23 protein-coding genes are annotated in these 21,942 nt (G+C 64.1%); 6 read left to right on the plus strand and 17 right to left on the minus strand.

The window, feature by feature from the left end:
* Positions 1–56 precede the first annotated feature (56 nt).
* Positions 57–1,397: an aminotransferase class III-fold pyridoxal phosphate-dependent enzyme gene (locus ACUY1T_RS02145; protein ID WP_446020071.1), complete on the plus strand. Its 1,341-nt coding sequence runs from the start codon at positions 57–59 to the stop codon at positions 1,395–1,397.
* A 36-nt stretch (positions 1,398–1,433) separates the two neighbouring features.
* Positions 1,434–2,924 (plus strand): CoA-acylating methylmalonate-semialdehyde dehydrogenase, encoded by a 1,491-nt coding sequence (locus ACUY1T_RS02150; RefSeq protein ID WP_263583740.1) that lies wholly within the window; start codon positions 1,434–1,436, stop codon positions 2,922–2,924.
* Between the two features lie 89 nt (positions 2,925–3,013).
* Here ACUY1T_RS02150 and hglS read toward each other — a convergent pair whose 3' ends face one another.
* The 6 genes from hglS to ACUY1T_RS02180 all read right to left on the minus strand — a co-directional run bounded on the left by hglS (position 3,014) and on the right by ACUY1T_RS02180 (position 8,764).
* Positions 3,014–4,375 carry a 2-oxoadipate dioxygenase/decarboxylase HglS gene (gene hglS / locus ACUY1T_RS02155; protein ID WP_446020073.1) on the minus strand — a complete coding sequence of 454 codons (1,362 nt, stop codon included), beginning with the start codon at positions 4,373–4,375 and terminating at the stop codon, positions 3,014–3,016.
* 2 nt (positions 4,376–4,377) lie between these two features.
* Positions 4,378–5,649, minus strand: a complete 1,272-nt coding sequence (locus ACUY1T_RS02160; protein WP_446020074.1) for a 2-aminoadipate transaminase — start codon at positions 5,647–5,649, stop codon at positions 4,378–4,380.
* 188 nt (positions 5,650–5,837) lie between these two features.
* Positions 5,838–6,416, minus strand: a complete 579-nt coding sequence (locus tag ACUY1T_RS02165) for a hypoxanthine-guanine phosphoribosyltransferase (RefSeq protein WP_446020075.1) — start codon at positions 6,414–6,416, stop codon at positions 5,838–5,840.
* Between the two features lie 50 nt (positions 6,417–6,466).
* Entirely contained in the window at positions 6,467–7,480 is a 1,014-nt protein-coding gene (gene nagZ / locus ACUY1T_RS02170; RefSeq protein ID WP_446020076.1) for a beta-N-acetylhexosaminidase, read from the minus strand.
* A gap of 95 nt (positions 7,481–7,575) precedes the next feature.
* Positions 7,576–8,094, minus strand: a complete 519-nt coding sequence (locus ACUY1T_RS02175) for a L,D-transpeptidase family protein (protein ID WP_446020077.1) — start codon at positions 8,092–8,094, stop codon at positions 7,576–7,578.
* A 1-nt stretch (position 8,095) separates the two neighbouring features.
* Entirely contained in the window at positions 8,096–8,764 is a 669-nt protein-coding gene (locus ACUY1T_RS02180) for a TetR/AcrR family transcriptional regulator (protein WP_446020078.1), read from the minus strand.
* Positions 8,765–8,962: 198 nt separating this feature from the next.
* Here ACUY1T_RS02180 and lexA point away from each other — a divergent pair, with 198 nt between their 5' ends.
* Positions 8,963–9,610, plus strand: a complete 648-nt coding sequence (gene lexA / locus ACUY1T_RS02185) for a transcriptional repressor LexA (RefSeq protein ID WP_446020079.1) — start codon at positions 8,963–8,965, stop codon at positions 9,608–9,610.
* A gap of 136 nt (positions 9,611–9,746) precedes the next feature.
* Entirely contained in the window at positions 9,747–10,796 is a 1,050-nt protein-coding gene (dinB, locus tag ACUY1T_RS02190) for a DNA polymerase IV (RefSeq protein WP_446020080.1), read from the plus strand.
* Positions 10,797–10,798: 2 nt separating this feature from the next.
* On the opposite strand, the gene ACUY1T_RS02195 is transcribed toward dinB, so the two are convergent.
* Entirely contained in the window at positions 10,799–11,470 is a 672-nt protein-coding gene (locus ACUY1T_RS02195) for an energy-coupling factor ABC transporter permease (protein WP_446020082.1), read from the minus strand.
* A 21-nt stretch (positions 11,471–11,491) separates the two neighbouring features.
* On the minus strand, positions 11,492–12,346 hold the full coding sequence (gene purU, locus ACUY1T_RS02200; RefSeq protein ID WP_446020083.1) for a formyltetrahydrofolate deformylase: 855 nt from the start codon (positions 12,344–12,346) through the stop codon (positions 11,492–11,494).
* A gap of 244 nt (positions 12,347–12,590) precedes the next feature.
* Between purU and ACUY1T_RS02205 the strand changes: the two genes are divergently transcribed.
* Positions 12,591–14,174 (plus strand): ribonuclease J, encoded by a 1,584-nt coding sequence (locus tag ACUY1T_RS02205; protein WP_446020222.1) that lies wholly within the window; start codon positions 12,591–12,593, stop codon positions 14,172–14,174.
* A 120-nt stretch (positions 14,175–14,294) separates the two neighbouring features.
* Here the strand turns inward: ACUY1T_RS02205 and ACUY1T_RS02210 are convergent, their stop codons facing one another.
* The 6 genes from ACUY1T_RS02210 to mobA all read right to left on the minus strand — a co-directional run bounded on the left by ACUY1T_RS02210 (position 14,295) and on the right by mobA (position 18,285).
* The gene (locus tag ACUY1T_RS02210; RefSeq protein WP_111412080.1) at positions 14,295–14,585 is read right to left on the minus strand and encodes an H-NS family histone-like protein; all 291 of its coding nucleotides are present in this window, start codon (positions 14,583–14,585) and stop codon (positions 14,295–14,297) included.
* A 153-nt stretch (positions 14,586–14,738) separates the two neighbouring features.
* On the minus strand, positions 14,739–15,752 hold the full coding sequence (moaA, locus tag ACUY1T_RS02215; RefSeq protein WP_446020084.1) for a GTP 3',8-cyclase MoaA: 1,014 nt from the start codon (positions 15,750–15,752) through the stop codon (positions 14,739–14,741).
* Positions 15,736–16,203, minus strand: a complete 468-nt coding sequence (moaE, locus tag ACUY1T_RS02220) for a molybdopterin synthase catalytic subunit MoaE (protein WP_446020085.1) — start codon at positions 16,201–16,203, stop codon at positions 15,736–15,738. The genes moaA and moaE overlap by 17 nt, the downstream gene beginning before the upstream one ends.
* Positions 16,204–16,208: 5 nt before the next feature.
* Complete coding sequence (gene moaC, locus ACUY1T_RS02225; RefSeq protein WP_446020086.1) at positions 16,209–17,018, minus strand: cyclic pyranopterin monophosphate synthase MoaC; 810 nt, start codon at positions 17,016–17,018, stop codon at positions 16,209–16,211.
* A 59-nt stretch (positions 17,019–17,077) separates the two neighbouring features.
* On the minus strand, positions 17,078–17,659 hold the full coding sequence (gene mobB / locus ACUY1T_RS02230; RefSeq protein ID WP_446020087.1) for a molybdopterin-guanine dinucleotide biosynthesis protein B: 582 nt from the start codon (positions 17,657–17,659) through the stop codon (positions 17,078–17,080).
* A complete protein-coding gene (gene mobA, locus ACUY1T_RS02235; RefSeq protein ID WP_446020088.1) occupies positions 17,656–18,285 on the minus strand; it encodes a molybdenum cofactor guanylyltransferase MobA in 630 nt (209 codons plus the stop codon). The genes mobB and mobA overlap by 4 nt, the downstream gene beginning before the upstream one ends.
* 143 nt (positions 18,286–18,428) lie before the next feature.
* On the opposite strand from mobA, the gene ACUY1T_RS02240 reads away from it, so the two are divergent.
* Positions 18,429–19,010 (plus strand): cupin domain-containing protein, encoded by a 582-nt coding sequence (locus tag ACUY1T_RS02240; protein ID WP_446020090.1) that lies wholly within the window; start codon positions 18,429–18,431, stop codon positions 19,008–19,010.
* 152 nt (positions 19,011–19,162) lie between these two features.
* Here ACUY1T_RS02240 and ACUY1T_RS02245 read toward each other — a convergent pair whose 3' ends face one another.
* From ACUY1T_RS02245 to ung, 3 genes are all read right to left on the minus strand, one after another.
* Positions 19,163–20,404, minus strand: a complete 1,242-nt coding sequence (locus ACUY1T_RS02245) for a uracil-xanthine permease family protein (protein WP_446020091.1) — start codon at positions 20,402–20,404, stop codon at positions 19,163–19,165.
* A 105-nt stretch (positions 20,405–20,509) separates the two neighbouring features.
* Positions 20,510–21,139, minus strand: a complete 630-nt coding sequence (gene upp / locus ACUY1T_RS02250) for a uracil phosphoribosyltransferase (protein WP_411796561.1) — start codon at positions 21,137–21,139, stop codon at positions 20,510–20,512.
* A gap of 116 nt (positions 21,140–21,255) precedes the next feature.
* Positions 21,256–21,939, minus strand: coding sequence for a uracil-DNA glycosylase (ung, locus tag ACUY1T_RS02255; protein ID WP_446020093.1), 684 nt, complete (start codon positions 21,937–21,939; stop codon positions 21,256–21,258).
* Between the last annotated feature and the right edge of the window lie 3 nt (positions 21,940–21,942).

Below are 21,942 nucleotides of genomic sequence, written 5' to 3' on the forward strand. Positions count from 1 at the left end.
CGGACTAGCCTGCTTGCATAGAATCAATAACAGCAATGCCAATAGAGGGTGCTGCCATGACAGTTCGAGAGACTCTGCGCGCTGGCCTGAGCCAGGAGCAGTTGGACGCCTACTGGATGCCCTATACCGGCAACCGTCAATTCAAGCGTGACCCGCGGATCATCGTGGGCGCCGAGGGTAGCTACTTCACCGATGCCGACGGTCGCCGCGTCTTCGACGCCCTTTCCGGCCTGTGGACCTGCGGCGCCGGCCATGGCCGGCCCGAGATCACCGAGGCCGTGGCCCGGCAGCTGCAGCAGCTGGATTACGCCCCGGCCTTCCAGTATGGCCACCCCAAGGCCTTCGAGCTGGCCCACCGCATTCGCGGGCTGACCCCGCAGGGGCTCGACTACGTGTTCTTCACCGGCTCCGGCTCGGAGAGCGCCGACACCTCGCTGAAGATCGCCCGCGCCTACTGGCGCAAGAAAGGCAAGCCAACCAAGACCAAACTGATCGGCCGAGCCAAGGGCTATCACGGCGTCAACTTCGGCGGAATCAGCCTGGGTGGCATCGGTGCCAACCGCGTACTGTTCGGCCAGGGCGTCGATGCCGACCACCTGCCCCACACCCTGCTTGCCGAGAATGCCTTCACCAAAGGCATGCCCGAGCGCGGCGCCGAAAAGGCCGAGGAGCTGCTGGAGCTGATCGCCCTGCACGATGCTTCCAACATCGCCGCGGTGATCGTCGAGCCCCTGGCCGGGTCGGCCGGCGTGATCCCGCCGCCCAAGGGCTACCTGCAGCGGCTGCGCGAGATCTGCGATGCGCATGACATCCTGCTGATCTTCGACGAGGTCATCACCGGCTTCGGCCGCATGGGCGCCATGACCGGCGCCGAGGAGTTCGGCGTGGTGCCGGACATCATGAACGTGGCCAAGCAGCTGACCAACGGCGCAGTTCCGATGGGCGCGGTAATCGTGCAGGGCGAGATCTACCAGACCTTCATGGATCAGGGCGGCCCCGACTACATGCTCGAGCTACCCCACGGCTACACCTATTCGGGCCACCCGGTGGCCTGTGCCGCGGCGCTGGCGGCCCTGGACGTGCTCGAGAACGACCGCCTGATCGATCGCGTGCGTGAGATGAGCCCAGTGTTCGAAGCCTCGCTGCACGGCCTCAAGGGCACTCGCTATATCAGCGACATTCGCAACTACGGGCTCGCCGGCGCCTTGCAGATCGAGAGCTACCCCGGCGAGCCGGCCCGGCGCCCCTTCGAGATCGCCATGAAGTGCTGGGAGAAGGGCTTCTACGTGCGCTACGGCGGCGATACCATCCAGCTCGGCCTGCCCTTCATCGTCGAGCGCGACGAGATCGACCGGCTCGTGAATGTACTGGGTGAGACCCTCGGCGAACTCGACTGAATACAACAGACACTCGTTTCATCTAGAGGTAATGCAATGACTACGCTCGGCCACCTGATCAACGGCGCACGCATCAACAGCGAAGGGCGCACCCAGGACATCTTCAATCCCTCCACCGGCGAGGTCGCCGGCCAGGTCAGCCTGGCCAGCAAGGCCACCGTCGAGGAAGCCATCGCCGCCGCCCAGGCCGCCTACCCGGCCTGGCGCAACACGCCGCCGGCCAAGCGCGCGCGCGTCATGTTCCGCTTCAAGCAGTTGCTGGAAGAGCATGCCGACGAAATCTGCCGCCTGATCGGCCAGGAGCACGGCAAGATCGTCCACGACGCCCAAGGCGAACTGCAGCGCGGCATCGAAAACGTGGAGTATGCCTGCGGCGTGCCGGAGCTGCTCAAGGGCGAGCACAGCAAGAACGTCGGCCCGGGCATCGACTCCTGGAGCGAGTTCCAGCCGCTGGGCGTGGTCGCCGGTATCACGCCCTTCAACTTCCCGGCCATGGTTCCGCTGTGGATGTACCCGATGGCCATCGCCTGCGGTAACACCTTCGTGCTCAAGCCCTCCGAGCGCGACCCGAGTTCGACGCTGTTCATCGCCGAGCTGGCGCTGGAGGCGGGCCTGCCCGCCGGCGTGCTGAACGTCGTCAACGGCGACAAGGAAGCCGTCGACGCCCTGCTCGACGACCCGCGCGTGCAGGCCGTCAGCTTCGTCGGCTCCACGCCGATCGCCGAATACATCTACGGCCGCGCCAGCGCCAACGGCAAGCGCTGCCAGGCCCTCGGCGGCGCCAAGAATCACGCCATCGTGATGCCCGATGCCGACATGGACAACGTGGTCAACTCCCTGACTGGGGCCGCCTTCGGCTCATCGGGCGAACGCTGCATGGCGCTGTCCGTGGCCGTCGCCGTGGGCGACGCCGCTGCCGACGCCCTGATCGCCAAGATGCAGGAGCAGATGCAGAGCCTCAAGGTCGGCCCCTTCGCCGACGCTGGCAACGATTTCGGCCCGGTGATCACCAAGGCTCACCAGGAGAAGGTCTGCGGCTACATCGACAGCGCCGAGACACAGGGTGCCGAGATCGTGGTCGACGGCCGCGGCGTGCAGGTGCCGGGCTTTGAAAACGGCTTCTATGTCGGCGGCACCCTGATCGACCGCGTGACCCCCGAGATGACCTGCTATCAGGAGGAGATCTTCGGCCCGGTGCTGCTGGTGGTTCGTGCAGGCTCCATGGAGGAAGCCATGAAGCTGATCGACGATCACGAGTACGGCAACGGCACCTGCATCTATACCCGCGACGGCGAGGCCGCCCGCTACTTCAGCGACAACATTCAGGTCGGCATGGTCGGCATCAACGTACCGCTGCCGGTACCGGTCTCCTACCACAGCTTCGGTGGCTGGAAGCGCTCGCTGTTCGGCGACCTGGCCGCCTATGGCCCGGATGCCGTGCGCTTCTACACCAAGCGCAAGACCATCACCCAGCGCTGGCCGTCGGCCGGGGTCCGCGAGGGCGCGCAGTTCTCCTTCCCCTCCTGACGCCAGGCGGTAGCATGACGAAGCCGAACCAGGTCTCCTGGTTCGGCTTTTTCATTCATTTTCGCTCCTTCCCTCGGAGCGGCGGCCATTCAACCGACCAGTGCCTTCAATACCGTTTCGCGAGAAACCCGCTCACGCTCGGCATACAGCGCCAGCTCGTCGGCGACCGGTGCCCCGAGAGCCTGCTCGAAGGCTTCGCGATTGGCACTACCGGCATAGGTGCCACCGTGCTCACCGCCCAGGTTCGACTGGAAGATTCCGGCCGCACTCACCGGCAGGAAGTCCTCATAGGTCAGCGGCCGAGCCAAGACCAGGCCACGCTCGATCAGCTCCTCCAGGTTGCCGCTCTCCACGCGCCCGGCAGCCTCACCGGCTTCGGTGAGGCGGTAGTGGAAGAACGCCAGGCCCTCGCGCCGCAGGACCTTCTCGTCATCGGGGAAGTCGGCGAAGATCTCTTCGAGTACGCGCTGATGCGCCGCGTTGTCGAGGTCGACAGTGCGGTGCCGTGCTTCGCCAAGCAGGCTGTCGTAAAGCTCACGCCCCCTGGCGGTCAGCGCCATGCCACGCTGCTCGACCTCACCGAAGCGAGCGGTATGCGTGCCCTGCCGCTCGCCGGCAAAACACATCCCCTCCTCCAGGGCCTTGAAGCTGGTCTGGCGCAGCAGAATCGGGCAGGCGCGACGGGGCGGCCCTTCGATGACCGCCTTGGGATTCATGCCGGCATCGGGCATGCGCTGTTGTACCTCGTCGATATCCAGCGTGCGCGGCGTCAGGTGGTTGATATGCGGCCCGCGAAAGCAGACCACGTCGGCGATCAGGCGATGCTCGGCGTGCAATGCTTCGTAGGTCTCCAGATCCACCGTGGCATCGCGATGCCAGCGGAAGGTCTCCAGGGCCTCGGCGATGAAGCGCTCGGCCTGCTCCTCGTCGAGCCCGCCCTGTGCTTCGTGCAGTTCGATCGACTCACGGCAGCCGTCGGTGAAGATGTCGCGCCGGGCCAGAATGGCGGCGGCGCGCTCACGCAGTGCCTGGCTCTCGATCAGCTCGAGGCGCAGCAGCGAGGTGAAGATACGAAACGGGTTACGGGCCAGTGCCGCATCGTCGATCGGACGGAAAGCCGTGGCGTGCACCGGCACACCGGCTGCGGAAAGATCGTAATAGCCCACCGGATGCATGCCCATGACCGCGAACAGGCGGCGCAGCACGGCCAGCTCCCGTGCCGTGCCCACGCGGATGGCACCATGGCGCTCGGCACCGAGGCGTTCCAGCTCGCCGTGAGCGGCCAATCGCTCGGCCAGGGCGGGGTCGGTCTCCAGTGTTTCCCGATTCACGCGCTCGACCAGTTCGAGCAGGGTCCCGTACTGAGGCACCTCGGCCTGGTACATGGCCGACATGGCCCGGGCGAAACGCTCGCGAATGTCATCGGAAGTGAGAAAACGGGACGCGGGCACCTTCATGCCTCCTTGATATCGAATTGAATGAGTGACTCCAGGGCATGCTCGATGCATGCGAGCCCTTCCGTCATGATTTCGGGCTCGGCGGTGAGTGGCGCCAACAGGCGCAGCACGTTACGCCGACGGCCGCTCGGCATCAGCAACACACCGGCCTCACGCGCCGCCGTCAGCAGCGTGGCCAGATGCTCGCCACCGCTGGCCCGGGTCGTATCCTCGAAGACGATCCCGCGCATGGCTCCTATCCCGGTGAGCTTCCCCACCATCGGCAAGCGCCCGCTTGCCTGCCAGCGCCGATGAGCCTCGACGATCAGTCTCTCCTGACGTTCCCCCCAGGTGGCCAAGGCTTCCTCGCTCATCAGCGCCATCACTACCCGCGCCGCGGCACAGGCTACGGCATTGCCCGAATAGGTGCCGCCCAAACCGCCCTTGGGAACGGCATCCATGAGTTCCGCCCTGCCCGCTACCGCTGCCAGGGGTAGCCCCGCGGCCATGCTCTTGCCCATCAGCAGCAGATCGGGCTCGACCCCCAGGCGGGAGAAAGCGAAGCGCGAGCCGGTTCGCCCGAACCCCGACTGGATCTCGTCGAAGATCAGCACGATGCCGTGACGATCGCACACGTCACGCAGCCGCTTGGCGAAGTCGGCACACAGCACGCGGAAACCACCCTCGCCCTGGACCGGTTCGACGATGATGCACGCCACTTCATCGGCAGGCGTTGCGACCTCGAAGAGGCGCTCCAGGGCGGCCATGGCCTGGTCGGCATCGACATCGCTGTCACCACTGGGAAAAGGGATGTGATGAACCGGGCCCGGCAAGGCGCCCAGCCGGTTCTTGTAGGGTTTGACCTTGCCGTTGAGATTCAACGCCGCCAGCGTGCGCCCATGGAAGCCGTCGTCGAAGGCGATGACCGCCTGGCGCCCGGTAGCTGCACGCGCCACCTTCAAGGCGTTTTCGGTGGCTTCGGCCCCGCTGTTGGTCAACATGCAGGAAAGCGGATAGGAAACGGGTACGAAGGTAGCCAAGGCTTCGGCAACCTCCAGATAGCCGCGGTGCGGCACGGCATTGAACGCCGAATGCATCAACGTATCGATCTGCGCCTTTACCGCCTCGACGATGACGGGATGCGAATGGCCCAGGTTGAGTACGCCGATGCCGCCAGCGAAGTCGATGTAACGATTGCCGTGCTCATCCCATACCTCGGCATTGCGCCCCCGCTCGATGCAAATGGGGTGCACGACACCCAGGGCCTGGCTGATATGAGGAAAGTCCATGTCGAATGCCTGCACTCGTCAAAGGTTAAGTGACCTCAATGAGAGCAGACGGCTGGCCCGTTCCACAAACGAAAAAAAGACGCCTATGCATTCCCAAAAGTCATGCCGAAAGGCGCCCTTAACGTACTCGGGCGGATTTTCAGGTAGATGGAGGTACGATAGAAACCGCCCATTCCTGAATGTATGAATCAAAGCCCTTTGGGAGCGAAGATGCCCGGCGCGTTGCGCCAGTAGCCCTTGTAGTCCATGCCGAAGCCGAACACGTAGCGGTCGACCACTTCGAGGCTGCAGTAGTCGGCCTTGAGCCCCGGTACCGCTTTGCGGTCGTGTCGCTTGTCCACCAGCACCGCGGTGGAGATGCTGGCCGCCCCCGCCTCGCGGCAGTAGGCAAGTATCGCAGCCAGGGTCGCGCCTTCGTCGAGGATGTCGTCGACGATCACCACGTGGCGACCGGCCATGGGTATTTCGGGCGAGACCCGCCAGAACAGCTCCCCTCCGCGCAGGCCGCCGCGGTAGCGGGTGGCGTGGAGGTAATCGACCTCCAGTGGGAAGCCCAGACGGGTCAACAGGTGGCCGGTGGTGATCAGGCCGCCGTTCATCACGCAGTAGAACACCGGTAGCTTGTCGCCCAGGTCGGCGGAGATCTGCTCGGCCATACGGTCCAGCGCGCGCTCGACTTCCTCATGGCTGATCAGGCAGTCGGCGTTCTCCATGACGTCGCGCATGGTGGCCAGGGATTCGTGAAAATCGACTTCGAGCTTGGGCATGAAGGACTCGTATCAGTGCAGGTAAACGAATGGGTAAGGGGTCGGTCGGCTCAGTACGAGGCCATGGCCTCGAGGCGTGCATGCACACGCCGCCAGCGCCCCAGGGCCTCGATCGCCTCGATGTCGGGACGTGCCCGGCCGTAGCGCAAGCGCGCCGTCAGGCGTGTGGTTCGCCCCTGGCAGGCTTCAAGCGCCTCGAGCGCGGCGGCGCGATCGTTACACACCAGCACCATGTCGCAACCGGCATCCAGCGCCGCCAGGGCTCGCTCGCCCGGCGTACCGGCGAAGCCGGCGCCTGCCATGCCGAGATCGTCGGAGAAGATGGTGCCCTTGAAGCCAAGCGACTCGCGCAGCAAGCCCAGCCAGCTGCCGGAGAAACCCGCCGGACGCGAATCGAAGGCGGAGTAGATGACGTGGGCCGGCATGACGCCATCGAGCCGGGAGGCGAGTTCGGCAAAGGGTATCAGGTCGTGTTGGCGGAGCGCTTCGAGCGGGCGATCGTCGACCGGCAGCTCCAGGTGGGAATCTGCCGCCACGCTGCCGTGGCCGGGGAAGTGCTTGCCCACCGCCGCCATGCCGGCTTCGTGCAGGCCGCTGATGAACGCGCCGGCCATGGCCGCCACGGCCCGAGGGTCGGAGGAAAAACTGCGATCGCCAATCACGCTGGAGATGCCGGTATCGACATCGAGCACCGGGGCAAAGCTGAGGTCGAGCCCGCAGGCCGCCATCTCCATGCCCAGGAGCCAGCCGGCATCCAGGCATAGCCTCAGGGTCACTTCCGGCGCCACCGCATAGTCCCGGCCGATCCGCCCCATGGCGGGCAGGCGCGTCACACCTTCACGCAGCCGCTGGACACGGCCGCCCTCCTGGTCGATGGCCAGCAGCAACTCCGGGCGAACGCGCCGAATGCCGTCGCAAAGCTCCCGCACCTGCCGTGCATGCTCGACGTTGCGGCCGAACAGGATGACGCCCCCTACCTCGGGACGCTCGAGCAGCGCGCGCTCGTCCTTACGTAATGCGGTGCCTTCCAGATCGAGCATCACCGGGCCAAGGGTCTGGGTCATGATCGGTGTCCTTGGGGCATGAAAGGGAGCTGATTCTAGACTAAAGCCGCGTACGGCAACAGCCACCCGTGACACACTGCATTCACTCTATCTCGTCATTCATGCAGCCAGACGGGAGTACCCGGCAGTGCCAGCGCGAAGACTTCCAGCAGCGCCTCGTCACGCATGCGAATACAGCCATGCGAACGGGGCTCACCCATCGGCTGATCCGGCGGTGTGCCGTGTAGATAGATATAGCGCCTCTGGGAGTCGACGTCGCCGCCTCGATTGACATCGCGCTCGAGCCCGCACAGCCACAGGATGCGGGTCAATATCCAGTCGCGCCCGGGATGAGCGGCGGCCAGCTCCGTACTGTACACCTCGCCGGTGGGGCGTCGGCCGCGAAACACCGCGCCAGCCGGCTGACCGGCTCCGATCGCCGCCCGTACGTAGTGCCAGCCCAGCGGCGTGCATCCACTGCCCTCGCGCTGCCCCGTTCCTGCCAGCGCCGTCGATACCGGCCACTCCGCCATCGCGCACTCGCCCTGCCACTGGACGAGGCATTGGCGACCGATATCGACCTCGAACCAGCGCCCATCCCGGGGCGGCAATGCTTCCAGCCGAGGTGTGCGCATGTCAGCTCGCCTTGGCCGGCTGCACGGCGGGAGGTGGAGGCAGTGGAGCGTTCATGGCGGCCACCACCACGGGGCGCAGGCGTCGTATCAAGTCACGCACCGAGACGTGCTCGTGGTAGTCCTTCTCGGCAATGTCACGCAGCGCGTCGAGGCCGGAGAGCGTAAAGATCACCGTACCGAGAACGAAATGCAGACGCCAGAACCGCTCGGCATCGGGTAGCTCGGGGGTGGCGCGCCGTACCAGGTCGGTAAAGCGGGTGAAGACGCTGCCGTACTCTTCCTGGATATGGCGGCGCAGGTGTCCCTGGGCCTGGCTGTAGGCCAGCCCCAGCAGTTTCATGAAGACCTTGAGGCTGTGCTTCTCGGCAGGCACCTCGAGCACGGTGCGCGCCATGGTTTCCAGCAGTTCTTCCAGCGGAATGACGCCGCCAGCGTGACGTACCTCGAGTTCGTCGAGGGCATGGTGGAAGCGCACGGTAAACGGGTCGAGATAGCGCGAGAAGACCGCCTGGATCAGCGCCTTCTTCGAGCCGAAGTGATAGTTGACCGCGGCGAGATTGACGCGTGCCTTGCTGGTAATGGTGCGTAGCGAGGTCTCGGCGAAGCCGCGCTCGGCGAATAGCACCTCGGCGGTATCGAGGATGCGCGTAACGGTATCGGTCTGAGCCATGATCAGCCCCCACTGGAAACAACTGTTTTAAACATTACAAAAGTCTACGTGATTACGCCTTATCCCTCAACGTATAGGAGTCCAAGATCGTTTTAAACATCCTACGAACGAGTGCCGGTGCCACACACCGCCTTTTACTGTATGGGCTTCCATGCTGTATACTTGACCAATACGGCAGTCACGCCAATGGAGTTCGCCATGACACGCCCCCTCACCTCGCGCCAGCAGAACGTTTATGACTTCATCGTCAAGACCATGAACGAACTCGGCTACCCCCCGACCCGTGCAGAAATTGCCCGCGCACTGGGTTTCCGTTCGCCCAATGCCGCCGAAGAGCATCTGCGCGCGCTGGAGCGCAAGGGTGTGATACGGGTGATTCGCGGCACCTCGCGCGGTATCCGCCTTCCGACCCAGGAAGCCGATAGCGTCATCAATGAACCGAGCGGCGAGGGGCTGCCCATCATCGGCGAAGTGGCCGCCGGCAGCCCCGTCCTTGCCGCCGAGCACATCGATCGCTACTGCCCCCTGCCGCCGGACTTCTTCACCCCGCGTGCCGACTACCTGCTAAAGGTTCGCGGCCTGTCCATGAAGGATGTCGGCATCCTAGAGGGTGACCTGCTGGCCGTGCATCGTACCGATCGCGTACGCGACGGCCAAATCGTGGTGGCGCGCCTGGAGGACGAGGTCACGGTCAAGCGCTTCCACCGCCAGGGGCACCGTGTGGTGCTGAAGGCCGAGAACACCGATTTCGCCCCCATCGAGGTGGATCTGCGACACCAGGAACTCGAGATAGAGGGAATCGGGGTGGGAGTAATACGCGGCGGCAGCGGCCAAGCTCTAGGGTAAGAGCTGGCTGCGCTTGGCCATACGGCGTTAAAAATTGGCTCAAAATGCTCATTTGCAACGGCAAACTCCGCTTTTTCGCCAATTTTTGCCTTGTCTGGCCTTCGCTCGCTCAGCTCCGCCAGGCTGATAATTCACCATGAGCCGCAAGATCCTGCATGCCGATTGCGATTGCTTCTACGCCGCGGTGGAGATGCGCGACAACCCCTCTCTCCGTGAGGTGCCGCTGGCGATCGGCGGCAGCGCCGAGGGGCGTGGGGTCATCGCTACCTGCAACTATCCTGCCCGCGCCTACGGCATCCATTCCGCCATGCCGACAGCGCGAGCGCTGCGCCTGTGCCCACATCTCACCCTCCTCCCCGGCGACTTCGATCGTTATCGCGAGGCTTCGCGGCAGCTGCTGGCGATCTTTCACGAGTTGACGCCACTGGTGGAGCCGCTGTCGCTGGACGAGGCCTTTCTCGACGTCACCGACGTGACCCGCTTCTCGGGCAGCGCCACCTGGATGGCACGCTGGCTGAAGGAGGAGAGCCTCAGGCGCGTGGGTATCACCGTCTCGGTGGGTGCTGCCCCATCGAAATTCCTGGCCAAGATCGCCAGCGACTGGGAGAAGCCGGACGGCCTCACCGTCATCGCCCCCTCGCAGGTGGACGACTTCCTGCGCGAACTCCCGGTAACCAAGCTGCATGGCGTTGGACCGGCCACGGCCAAGCGCCTTCAGGCCCTGGAGATCGCCACCTGCGACGACCTGCAGCGCATTCCCCTGGAGCGCTTGCTGCAGGAGTTCGGCAAGTTCGGGCGACGCCTGTTCGAGCTGGCACGGGGCATCGACGACAGGCCGGTGCGCGTCGAGCGCGAACGTAAATCGGTGAGCGTGGAAACCACCTTCGCCGCCGACCTGCCTGACATGGTGCACTGTCATGCCCAACTGGCCCCGCTGTGCGAACGCCTCGAAGCGCGCCTTGCCCGCCATGGCCACCCACCCATCGCAGGTATCTTCGTCAAGGTGCGCTTCGATGACTTCTCCCTCACCACCCTCGACTCCCGTGGCGGCCTGCCCACTCTCGATACCTTCGCCTCACTGATGGAACAGGCCTGGGCCAGGCGCCAGCGTCCGGTACGCCTGCTGGGGGTCGGGGTACGGCTGGTGTCGGACGACGCGCGGCGACAGCTCAGCCTGCCGCTATAGGCTCACTTCGTATCGATGTAGCGATGGTCGTTGAACGTTGCGACCCAGTGGGGGTGGTAGACCATCAGCACGCTGAGCAGCATGCCGGTGAGAAAGGCTTCCGAGGGCATCAACAACGGCAGGAACAGTGCGTACTCCTTGGCCAGATGGACCGCCTCGGGATCGATGGCACCGAGCATCACCAGTCCCAAGCCCGCCAGCCCGGTACCCAGGGTAGCCAGCGCCGCGCCGAAGAAACCGCACAGGAAGAGGAAGATCATCAGATTGTCGGGCAGGTAGCGATCCACGATGCGCCATATCGACACTGTGATTGCAATCGGTATCACCCCGGTGATCAGCACGTTGACACCCAGCAGGGGCCAGCCGGCCTTGCCCAGCACGACCAGCGAGAGGTTGGCCAGCAGATTGGTCGTAAGCGCCAGCGGCGCCTTGAAGATCAGTGTCATCAAGGCCGTCAGCATCAGATGTAGCGTCAGCCAGTCGACCGACTGAGCCCTGAGCTGCCACAACAGCACGACCGCCACACTCGCCGCCAGCCAGCGGTGCTGAAGCCCGCGATCGGCCAGCAGGGCCTGCCAGGGGCGCTGGATCAGCGCCAGAGTCACCACCGTCAGCGAGATCAGTCCGCAGGCGATCAACAGCCACGCGGCAAGAATCGGCTCCGAAAACGTCATGCCACGCTCCCGCCAGCCGGGTCAGGCAAAGACAACGGTCTTGTTGCCATGAATCAGCACCCGGTCCTCCAGGTGCCAGCGCAAGCCGCGTGCCAGTACCGCCTTCTCCACGTCGCGCCCGAAGCGAACCAGGTCCTGCGGCGTATGACAGTGGCTCACGCGGTGTATGTCCTGTTCGATGATTGGCCCGGCATCCAGTTCCTCGGTCACGTAGTGACAGGTGGCGCCGATCAGCTTGACTCCACGCGAGTGGGCCTGGTGGTAGGGCCGCGCACCGGCAAACGAAGGCAAGAAGCTGTGGTGGATGTTGATCACCCTGCCGGCATAGCGTTGGCAAAGCCGCGGTGGCAGGATCTGCATGTAGCGCGCCAGCACCACGGTATCGGCCTCCAGAGACTCGACATGTCGCTCCATCTCGTCGAAGGCCGCGCTCTTGTCGTCGGCGGCAACCGGCACGTGGTAATACGGCAAGCCGTGCCACTCGACCATGCTGCGCATGTCGTCGTGGTTCGAGATCACCCCGACGATATCGCCCTCCAGCTCACCGGCCGTCCAGCGATACAGCAGGTCAACCAGGCAGTGCGACTCGCGCGAGACCATGACCACTACCCGTGGCCGACGGCGGGTATCGCGCAGCGCCCAGTCCATGTCGAATTCGCGGGCGACGGGCTCGAAGGCCTCCTTCAGCTCGGCAGCGGTCATGCCGATGGAGTCGGCGAGTATCTCGTAGCGCATGAAGAAGCGCCCGCCTTCCAGGTCGGAGTGCTGGCTGGCTTCCGTGATGGAACCGCCGTGGCCAGCGATGAAACCGGAAACGCGGGCCACGATACCGCGGCGATCGGGGCAGGAAACGACGAGACGATAATAGTGAGACATGGACCCAACCTGGTGCGGACGGTATTCAGGGAGCACGCATTGTAGCGAACTCGTCAGACCCGGGACATGTCCAACGCCCAACTCGCCGCCAGCCTCGCATTGTGGTGGGTCGCGACGTTCCCGTATAGTGAAGTTTCCATTGTCTGGTCATGATTTGCCGATGCATTCGACTCACGCCACTATTCGCCCCCGCCGCCGTTCTCCGCTTCACTTCCTGCCACTGGGGGGCTGCGGCGAGATCGGCATGAACCTGGGGCTCTACGGGCTTGAGAACGAGTGGATTGCCGTCGATTGCGGCATGATGATCCGTCAGGACCTGCCGGACACGCCGCTACAGGTACCCAGCCTGGAAACGCCCGAGGCACTCGGCATTCGTCCCACGGCCCTGGTCATCACCCACGGGCACGAAGACCATATCGGCGCGGCCGCCTGGCTATGGCCGAAATGGCAATGCCCCATATACGCCACGCCGTTGGCAGCAGGCCTGCTGCGGGCCAAGTTTCACGAGCGCGGCCTGAGCATCGACGCCATCCAGGTGATCGAACCCGGCGAAGCGCTGGAGAGCGGTCCCTTCACCCTGCGCTACCTTCCGGTGACCCACTCGATTCCGGAAAGCTGCGCCCTGCTGATCGTCGCTGGCGATTATCGGGTGCTGCATACCGGTGACTGGAAGCTCGATCCGGAGCCCTTGATCGGACCTCCGGTAAAGGGCTCCCTCTTTCGCGCCTTGGCACCAGTGGACTTGGTGGTCGGCGACTCCACCAACGCTCCCATGCCGGGCCATTCACGCAGTGAAGGCGAAGTGGCAAGGGCGCTCGAACACCGCCTCGCCCAGTGTGCGGGGCGCGTCGTGGTGACCTGCTTCGCCAGCAACCTGGCCCGGGTACTGGCCGTGGCCCGGGCCGCCGAGCGCTGTGGCCGCCGGGTCAGCCTGATGGGCCGGGCCATGGAGCGCATGGTGGCGGTGGCCCAAGGCCTTGGCTACCTGGACGACATGCCAGCGCTGGTACCGGTCAGTGATCTCGGCTACCTTCCACCAGCGGAAGTCCTGGTCATTGCCACCGGCAGCCAGGGCGAGCCTCGCGCCGCCCTCAGTCGGCTGGCCAACGGCCGGCACCACAGTTTCGAGCTGATGGCGGGCGATACCATCCTCTTCTCGGCCAAGGCGATTCCGGGCAATGAACGCCAGATCGAGCGCCTCAAGCACGCCTTGAGCCATCTCGATGTGGCGGTGTGGGACGAATTCAATCACCCCGAGCTTCACGCGTCGGGCCACCCCGCCCAGGACGAACTTCGCACCTTCTATGGCTGGATAAGACCGCGCCATTTGCTGCCGGTGCATGGCGAACGCCGACACCAGCAGGCACACCAGGAGCTGGCGGAATCGATGGGGATACAGGCGCCGCTGGCGCCGGTCAATGGCGATCTGATTCGGCTCGATGGCGATGGCCTGAGCCTGGAATCGCGCCATCCGCAGCGTCCCTGCATCGTCAGTCAGAATGCCGTCACTCCCTTGCCGGGGCTGACGGCGGAGCGGGGATCGTCGCGCCATGGCATCCTGCATCTCGCCCTGTCGATCGCCCCGACCCGGACAGGCTGGACACGTATCGGCCGCCTGCTGATGGATGCCCACCGCGTCAGCGCCATGGATGAAGACAGTTTTACCGAGTGGCTCGACGAGCGCCTGGAAGAAGTCGAAGCGGAAACCTTGGCCGAACTTCGCACCGCCCTGCAGCCTCTCATTACCTCCTGGCTGGGACAGCACTTGCGCCAATTACCGGACGTTCACCTCCAGCTGATAGCCGTGGAAGCGCCGGCCTACCGCTGAACACGTTCAGGCCATGGACGGCCAAACGCAAGGAAAGATGTTGTCAGCAGGCCGGAGGTGGTACCTCGTGCACCACCCCCGACCCGAGTTGCACAAGCAGACGATTCGTGCCCTGCCGGTTCACGAACCGCTGGCATTCTTGGGCGGACGACCACGCCGGCGGCGCGGCTGTTCCCCCACGAGATCTTCCACGGAGAGACCGGCATCACTCATGGCCTCACGGATCTCAGCCAGTTTCTTTTCCTTGTCCGCTTCTTCCTGTTTGCGGAGCTTCTCCTCTTCATTTTTCTGCTCGATGACCTCGCCGATCACATCGGAGAGCTTGTGCAGCTGCTCCATGCTCAACTGGCGAGCCGCGGCCCGAGCCACGTTCTTGTTACGGGCGATACGCTCCAGGGTTTCGCTGGACATTGGCCTCCTCCATGCAAGAAAACGACGAGTCAGCCTCAAGGCTCACTCGTCGAAAGTATATGCCGATTTGCCGAATTGGCAAGAAAAGAGCTTTCCAACGCAAGGCCGAATACCAGGAAAGAAAGCGAGGAAAAACGAGCTTCCTGCTGACGCTCAGCCGCCGGTCATGTTCATGAAGCGGACGATCTGGACATCACCATCGGTGGTAAAATGGTGGCGCTCGGGCTTGAGGGGCAGGGCTGCGACAATAGCGCGTTTCAAGGCATCGAGATCGCCCGGGTACTGACGCAACACGGCACGCAAATCGACCGAGTGCTCATTCCCCAGACAAAGCAATAACCGCCCTTCCGCAGTGACACGCACCCGGTTGCAGCTGGCACAGAAGTTATGGCTATGGGGAGAAATGAAACCAATGCGACTGTCGCTATCGGCCATACGGTAGTAGCGCGAAGGTCCAAGCGTCGATTCGGCGGTGGGAATCAGCTCGTGGCGCTGCTCGATGAAAGCCTTCACGTCATCGCTCGAGCAGAAGGTCTCGGCACGGGAGTGGTCGGACACATCTCCCAGCGGCATCTCCTCGATGAAACTCAGATCGACGCCCTCTGACCTGGCGAACTCGACCAGGTCGAGCACCTCGTCGTCATTGCGTCCCTTGAGGATGACGGCATTGAGCTTGATGCGCTCGAAGCCAACTTCCCGCGCCGCACGCAGCCCATTCAGGACCTGCTCGAGATTACCGGTGCGGGTCAACTGACGGAAGCGCTGAGGATCGAGCGTATCCAGACTGATATTGAGCCGATCCAAGCCAGCCTCGCGCAGGCGCCTGGCGTGCTTGACCAGCCCTGCCCCGTTGGTGGTCATGGCCAGATCGCGCAGCCCGGGCAGCGCACTGGTCTGCTCGATCAACTGGTCGATACCGCGTCGTACGAGAGGCTCCCCGCCGGTCAAGCGGATCTTCTCCACCCCCATCTCGATGAACGCCCGAGCCACCATACCCAACTCTTCGAGCGTCAGGATCTGTGCACGGGGCAGGAAGGTCATTTCTTCGCTCATGCAGTAGACACAGCGAAAATCGCAGCGATCGGTGACGGAGATCCGCACATAGCGAACCCTTCTGCCGAAGCCATCGATCAATTCGGACGGTAAGGTCTCAGGGGATTTTGTCATCATCGCTCTCCCAGCGGCTGGCATCCCGGTGGTCCGATTCGCGTTCGGCAACCCAGTAGTCCCCGGTAATGCTATGCTCCTTTTTCCAGAAAGGCGCACGAGTCTTGAGGTAGTCCATGATGAAGTCGCATGCCTCGAACGCCGCGCGGCGGTGAGCGCTGGCAACCACCACCAACACGATAGGATCTCCCGGGGAGAGACGTCCAACCCGGTGAATGACGCGCACCCCCTGGAGCGGCCAGCGCGCCTCTGCTTCCGCAACGATCTCGCCCAGAGCGGCTTCCGTCATGCCAGGGTAGTGTTCGAGCGTCAGTGCGTTCACGTCGGGGCGCTCGTTGAAGTCGCGCACCAGCCCGGTGAAGCTGACCACTGCCCCGACGTCCGAACGCCCTTCCAGCAGCTGACGCTGTTCGCTGCCTGCATCGAAGGGCACCTGCTGAACCCGGATCATACCGCTCAGCCTCCCGTTACCGGTGGAAAGAACGCCACTTCATCGTCATTGGTGATCGGCGTCGGATCCAGCGCCATGACTTGATTCACGGCACACAGCACCCGTCCCTCGCTCAGTCGCGCAAAGCGCGCATCACGCTTCAACAGTGCACTCTTCAACCCTCCGACATCCGCGCTTGGCAGGCTGTCGAGCGGCAGGGTGAGCTCGCTGATGCCGAGCCGTTCACGTAACTCGGCCAGGAACTTGACCCTGACGCAGGGCGAATCGATGTCGCAGCGACTGCCCACCGAGACCTGGCCCGAGGTGCCCTCCCCGGTGACGATCGGGGCCGCCGCCACGCTTGGCTGACGCTGATAATCACCCGATTTCCCACCACGCTTGGCGTCGAGATGGATGGCGCCAATCTCCATGTCCTTGTCCACTGCCTTGCACATGTCGTAGAGCGTGAGGCAGGCGACGGAGACCGCCGTCAATGCCTCCATCTCCACGCCAGTGCGACCGTTTAGGCGGCAAGTGGCGATCACTTCGACGCGGAAATTCTCTTCGTCCAGATGAAAGTCGATGGCCACCTTCGACAGCGGCAGCGCGTGGCACAGCGGGATCAGCTCATGAGTGCGTTTAGCGGCCTGAATACCGGCGATGCGCGCGGTGGCCAGTACGTCACCCTTGGGCAACCCACCTTCGCTGAGCAGGGCCAGGGTCTCGGGTTTCATCTGGATATGGCCGGAAGCGGTCGCCTCACGGCGACTCTCGGCCTTGTCGGCGACATCGACCATATGGGCCTCACCGCGCTGGTTGAGATGGGTCAAATTCATGTGAGGCAACCTCGGAATCGGTTGATCGTATGCTTGTGCGAAACAGGACAAAGAAGGGGTCAGATCCAGCTACGCGGCGCCCGCTCTGCAGGCCAGCGCGACGGCCAGGCGGCGACCCACTCGGCAATGGCATCCAGATCGTCCAGATCGAGCCAATCGACACCGGCCGGCACACTGACCGGCGGTTGGCTGGCCACCGCCTTGACCCAGGGGTCCTCGGCCACGCGCAGCGTCTTGCCGAGCGCCTCGCGGTACAGCTCGAGCTTCGGCAAGGGCCAGGCCTTGAAGCCTTCCACCAGTATCAGGTCGGGGCGCTGGGGCCGCATCGCCTCGATCAGCTGCGCCAGGTTGGCCTCCTCCTGGTCAGGCGTTTCCATCATCATGGCCCACCTGGCCCGGGAGGCAACCAGCATCGGCGCAGCGCCCGCCTGGCGTAGGCGATGGCTGTCCTTGCCTGGCTGATCGACGTCGAAATCGTGATGGGCATGCTTGATCACCGCCGTACGCAACCCACGTGCTGCCAGGCGTGGCAACAGGCTCTCGAGCAGCGTGGTCTTGCCGGTTCCGCTCCAGGCGGCAATGCCGAGCAGCGGCAGCGCATCGTCGAGCTGCAGAGGGGGATGCTCCGGTCGTGACGTCAAGGTCGACTCTCCTCGTTCAGGCGCGCCTCCAGGCGCTGCTTGTCCTCTTCGGTGTTGAGATTGCCGAAGGCTTCGGGGCAATCGCTGAAGTCCACGGTGGTCCAGGCGTGGCGGTCGAACCAACGGCCTACCTTGCGCTCTCCCGCCGCGAGGGCAGCAAGCAGATCATCCGCCAACGCGCGCTCCAGCAGCACCACGACCGGATGCAGGCGCTCCCCGTCGTGAGCCACGGCGATGCGGTAGTTGCCGACACCTGCCACCATCCTGTCCACCAGATCCTGCGGCAGGGCAGGCATATCACAGGGCACGACCAGCACCCAAGGTGTGGTAGCAGCACGCAGCCCACTGTAGATACCCATCAACGGACCTTGGAAGCCGCCTTCGGTGTCGGTTACGACACGGTCGGCCAGGCCCCGGTAGTGATCGAGGTGGCGATTGGCACTGACCAATACCTCGGCCACCCTGCCTGCCAGACGCGCCCGGACATGACCGGCCAGCGCAACCCCACTCAGCAACTCCAGCCCCTTATCGCGTCCGCCCATGCGGCGACCCTGCCCGCCGGCCAGGATCAAGCCAGTAATATCGGTCAGTGGGTTCAGAACGCTGATAGCGGGTCGATCGGACATATCTACCATGATGCCTTAGCCAACCCGCCGGTGCCATGGCCAGCAAGTCAATCGTCTGCATGCCATGATCCGGATCATCTTATGCATCACGGCGCTAGCGGGTATCATGTGTCAAACAAATCGAACGAACCCTGGACCTGACAATGGAAGGATTTGATGTGGGGACCCGTCTGCGCGAGTTGCGCAAGGCACGCAAGCTGTCCCAACGCGAACTGGCCAAGCGAGCCGGTGTCACCAACAGCACCATCTCATTGATCGAGCAGAACAGCGTCAGCCCTTCGGTCAGCTCATTGAAAAAGATTCTCGATGCCTTGCCGGTATCGATCAGTGCCTTCTTCGCTGGCGACGAGCCCTCTCCGCCGCGCGCCTTCTATCCTGCCGATGAGCTCACCGAGATAGGCGATGGCCACCTGTCGTGGCGCCTGGTGGCGGCACGCCGCCCCGATCGCAGCATGTCGATCATCCATGAGCGCTACCCTCCCGGAGCCGACACTGGCGATGAAATGCTCGAGCATGACGGCGAGGAGGGTGGCGTCGTGGTGGCCGGCGAGATCGAGCTCACCGTGGCCGGCGAGGCGCGGCTACTGCGCACGGGCGACGCCTACTACTTCGATTCACGCCTGCCCCACCGCTTCCGCAACGTGGGCGACGAGGAGTGCGTGATCGTCAGCGCCAACTCCCCGCCGACCTTTTCGGAAGGCGGCAGGGAGATGCACCACGCCTGAGCTTTGTCCGAAAACTGGCTGCGCTTGGCCATACTGCGTTAAAAATCAGTTCAAAGTACTCATTTACACCGCGCAAACTCCGTCTTTTCACTGATTTTTGCCTTGTCTGGCCTTCGCTCGCCGACTTTTCAAACAAAGCTCAAGGCTGTACGTTACTCCTCCTCGGCGCGGGGCAGCACCCAGTTGAGGACGATGCCCACCAGGGCTGCCAGGCTCACGCCCTGCAGGGTGAACTGACCGCCGCCGAACTGCATGCCGCCGATACCGAACACCAGGATCAGCGATACCACGACCAGGTTACGCGGCGCGGTCAGGGAGTGGCCGGCGCGTACCAGGGTATTCATCCCCACCACGGCAATCGAGCCGAACAGCAAGGTCATGATGCCGCCCATCACCGGCCCGGGAATGGTCTGCAGCAGCGCACCGAGCTTGGCGACGAAGGCCAGGCCGATGGCGAAGCAGGCCGCCACCACCATGATCTTCGGGTTGAACGCCCGAGTCAGCGTCACCGCCCCGGTCACTTCCGAGTAGGTGGTATTGGGCGGGCCACCGAACAACGCCGCCGTGGAAGTCGCCAGACCATCGCCCAGCAGCGTGCGGTGCAGCCCCGGCTTCTCCAGGTAGTTCTTGCGCGTCACCGAGCCGATGGCGATCATGTCGCCGATATGCTCGACGGCCGGCGCGATGGCCACCGGAATCATGAACAGGATCGCCGCCCAGTGGAAACTCGGCGCGGTGAACGAAGGTATCGCCAGCCAGGCCGCTTCGTGCACCGGCGAGAAGTCCACCAGGCCCATCAGCAACGCCATGGCATAGCCCACCAGGATGCCGCCCATGATCGGCACCAGCCGCAGCAGGCCACGGCCGAACACGGCCAGCACCAGGGTGACCAGCAGGCTGGTCATGGAGAGCAAGATCGCCGGGCCATAGCCGATATGGTCGCTGGTCTCGCCGGTGGCCATGCTGACCGCCACCGGGGCCAGCGCCAGGCCGATCACCATGATCACCGGCCCCACCACCACCGGCGGCAGCAGGCGGTGCAGCCAGCCCGTGCCCTTCATGCGTACCGCCTGGGAGATGGCAACGTAGACCAGCCCGGCCGCCATCAGGCCGCCCATGGTGGCGGGCACACCGAAGTTCGCCACCGACCCCTGGATCGGCGCGATGAAGGCAAACGACGAGGCCAGGAAGACCGGCACGGTAACCCGAGTCACGCCATGGAACACCAGGGTGCCGACCCCGGCGGTGAACAGCGCCACGCTGGGGTCGAGCCCGGTCAGCAGCGGCACCAGCACCAAGGCGCCGAAGGCGACGAAGAGCATCTGCGCGCCGGTCAGGAGCACCCTGGGCAGAGATTCGGTCGGCGCCTGTGCAGCCGCCACGTGTTCGTTCATGGGAAGCTATCCTTCTTTTGTGTCGTTAGTTCGAATGAAGGCATCCTGCCCAGAAAAACGCCCCTGGATCGCGATCTCAGGGGCGTCTTATCCGTATCGTGTGGCTTATCTCGTGCCGAAGATCTTGTCCCCCGCATCGCCCAGACCGGGGACGATGTAGCCGTGCTCATCGAGGTGGTCGTCGACGGCAGCGGTATAGATCTCGATGTCGGGGTAGGCATCCTGCACCCGCTTGATGCCTTCGGGTGCCGCCACCAGCACGATCACCTTCATCTGCTGGCAGCCGCGTTCGCGCAGCATGTCGAGCGTCGCCACCATGGTGCCGCCGGTCGCCAGCATGGGATCGATGACGATGGCCATGCGCTCGTCGAGGTCACCTGCGAACTTGGCGAAATAGGGCACCGGCTGTAGCGTCTCCTCGTCACGATAGAGCCCCACCACGCTGATCCGTGCGCTCGGGATCAGGTCGGTAACACCGTCGAGCATGCCGAGCCCGGCGCGCAGGATCGGTACGATGGTCACCTTCTTGCCCTTGAGCAGCTTCACCGGAATCGGCTTGCCGCTCCAGCCGTCGATGTCCTGTTCTTCCAGCTCCAGATCCTGGGTCGCCTCGTAGGTGAGCAGCTTGGCCAGCTCACCGGCCAGCTCACGAAAGCTCTTGGTGCTGATGCCGGCTTCGCGCATCAGACCCAGCTTGTGCTGGACCAACGGGTGTTGGATCGCATGGACGCTCATGACGGACCTCTTGGCGTGAATGGAATTGGCGACCTTCGTCTCATGGACGAGTCGCGCGCATTTTACCTGCAACCCGCGAGCAGGTTAAGGCATGTCCGCCACGCAGGCTCAACGCCTCAGGGTGTGGCGGGCAGTTGCCAGTCGATCGGCTCACGTCCATTCGCCTCGAGGAAGGCGTTGGCCCGAGAAAAATGACGATTACCGAAGAAACCCCGGTGCGCCGAAAGCGGCGACGGATGCGGCGATTCCAGCACCAGGTGTCGCGACGTATCGATCAGCACTTTCTTCTGCCGGGCATGGCTGCCCCACAGCAGGAACACGCAGGGTTCGGCCTGGGCATTGATGACCTCGATGGCACGATCCGTGAACGACTCCCAGCCCTTGCCGCGGTGCGAGCCGGCATTGCCCTGCTCGACCGTGAGCGAGGTATTGAGCAGCAGCACGCCCTGGCGCGCCCAGTACTCCAGATTGCCATGATCGACCGGCCGGAAGCCGACGTCGGCGGCCAGCTCCTTGTAGATGTTGATCAGCGACGGCGGCGTTGCCACCCCCGGCTGCACCGAGAAGCACAGTCCATGGGCCTGGTTGGGGCCGTGGTAGGGGTCCTGCCCCAGGATGACGACCTTGACCCGTTCCAGCGGCGTCAGTTCGAAGGCCCGGAACCAGTTCGAGGAGTGCGGATAGATGACTTTCCTGGCCGCCTTCTCGGCGGCCAGGAAGTCCCGCAACGACTGCATGTAGGAGGCTTCGAACTCCCCTCCCAGCCAGCGCTGCCAGCTCTCCGGCAATGGACGATTCATGGC

Source organism: Billgrantia sp. Q4P2, from assembly GCF_052806135.1.

Coding starts and splice junctions, on each gene's coding strand:
- ACUY1T_RS02145 (WP_446020071.1), top strand. CDS start 57: ATGACAGTTCGAGAGACTCTGCGCGCTGGCCTGAGCCAGGAGCAGTTG.
- ACUY1T_RS02150 (WP_263583740.1), top strand. CDS start 1,434: ATGACTACGCTCGGCCACCTGATCAACGGCGCACGCATCAACAGCGAA.
- ACUY1T_RS02160 (WP_446020074.1), bottom strand. CDS start 5,649: ATGGACTTTCCTCATATCAGCCAGGCCCTGGGTGTCGTGCACCCCATT.
- ACUY1T_RS02165 (WP_446020075.1), bottom strand. CDS start 6,416: ATGCCCAAGCTCGAAGTCGATTTTCACGAATCCCTGGCCACCATGCGC.
- nagZ (WP_446020076.1), bottom strand. CDS start 7,480: ATGACCCAGACCCTTGGCCCGGTGATGCTCGATCTGGAAGGCACCGCA.
- ACUY1T_RS02175 (WP_446020077.1), bottom strand. CDS start 8,094: ATGCGCACACCTCGGCTGGAAGCATTGCCGCCCCGGGATGGGCGCTGG.
- ACUY1T_RS02180 (WP_446020078.1), bottom strand. CDS start 8,764: ATGGCTCAGACCGATACCGTTACGCGCATCCTCGATACCGCCGAGGTG.
- lexA (WP_446020079.1), top strand. CDS start 8,963: ATGACACGCCCCCTCACCTCGCGCCAGCAGAACGTTTATGACTTCATC.
- dinB (WP_446020080.1), top strand. CDS start 9,747: ATGAGCCGCAAGATCCTGCATGCCGATTGCGATTGCTTCTACGCCGCG.
- ACUY1T_RS02195 (WP_446020082.1), bottom strand. CDS start 11,470: ATGACGTTTTCGGAGCCGATTCTTGCCGCGTGGCTGTTGATCGCCTGC.
- purU (WP_446020083.1), bottom strand. CDS start 12,346: ATGTCTCACTATTATCGTCTCGTCGTTTCCTGCCCCGATCGCCGCGGT.
- ACUY1T_RS02205 (WP_446020222.1), top strand. CDS start 12,591: ATGAACCTGGGGCTCTACGGGCTTGAGAACGAGTGGATTGCCGTCGAT.
- ACUY1T_RS02210 (WP_111412080.1), bottom strand. CDS start 14,585: ATGTCCAGCGAAACCCTGGAGCGTATCGCCCGTAACAAGAACGTGGCT.
- moaA (WP_446020084.1), bottom strand. CDS start 15,752: ATGACAAAATCCCCTGAGACCTTACCGTCCGAATTGATCGATGGCTTC.
- moaE (WP_446020085.1), bottom strand. CDS start 16,203: ATGATCCGGGTTCAGCAGGTGCCCTTCGATGCAGGCAGCGAACAGCGT.
- moaC (WP_446020086.1), bottom strand. CDS start 17,018: ATGAATTTGACCCATCTCAACCAGCGCGGTGAGGCCCATATGGTCGAT.
- mobA (WP_446020088.1), bottom strand. CDS start 18,285: ATGTCCGATCGACCCGCTATCAGCGTTCTGAACCCACTGACCGATATT.
- ACUY1T_RS02240 (WP_446020090.1), top strand. CDS start 18,429: ATGGAAGGATTTGATGTGGGGACCCGTCTGCGCGAGTTGCGCAAGGCA.
- ACUY1T_RS02245 (WP_446020091.1), bottom strand. CDS start 20,404: ATGAACGAACACGTGGCGGCTGCACAGGCGCCGACCGAATCTCTGCCC.
- upp (WP_411796561.1), bottom strand. CDS start 21,139: ATGAGCGTCCATGCGATCCAACACCCGTTGGTCCAGCACAAGCTGGGT.
- ung (WP_446020093.1), bottom strand. CDS start 21,939: ATGAATCGTCCATTGCCGGAGAGCTGGCAGCGCTGGCTGGGAGGGGAG.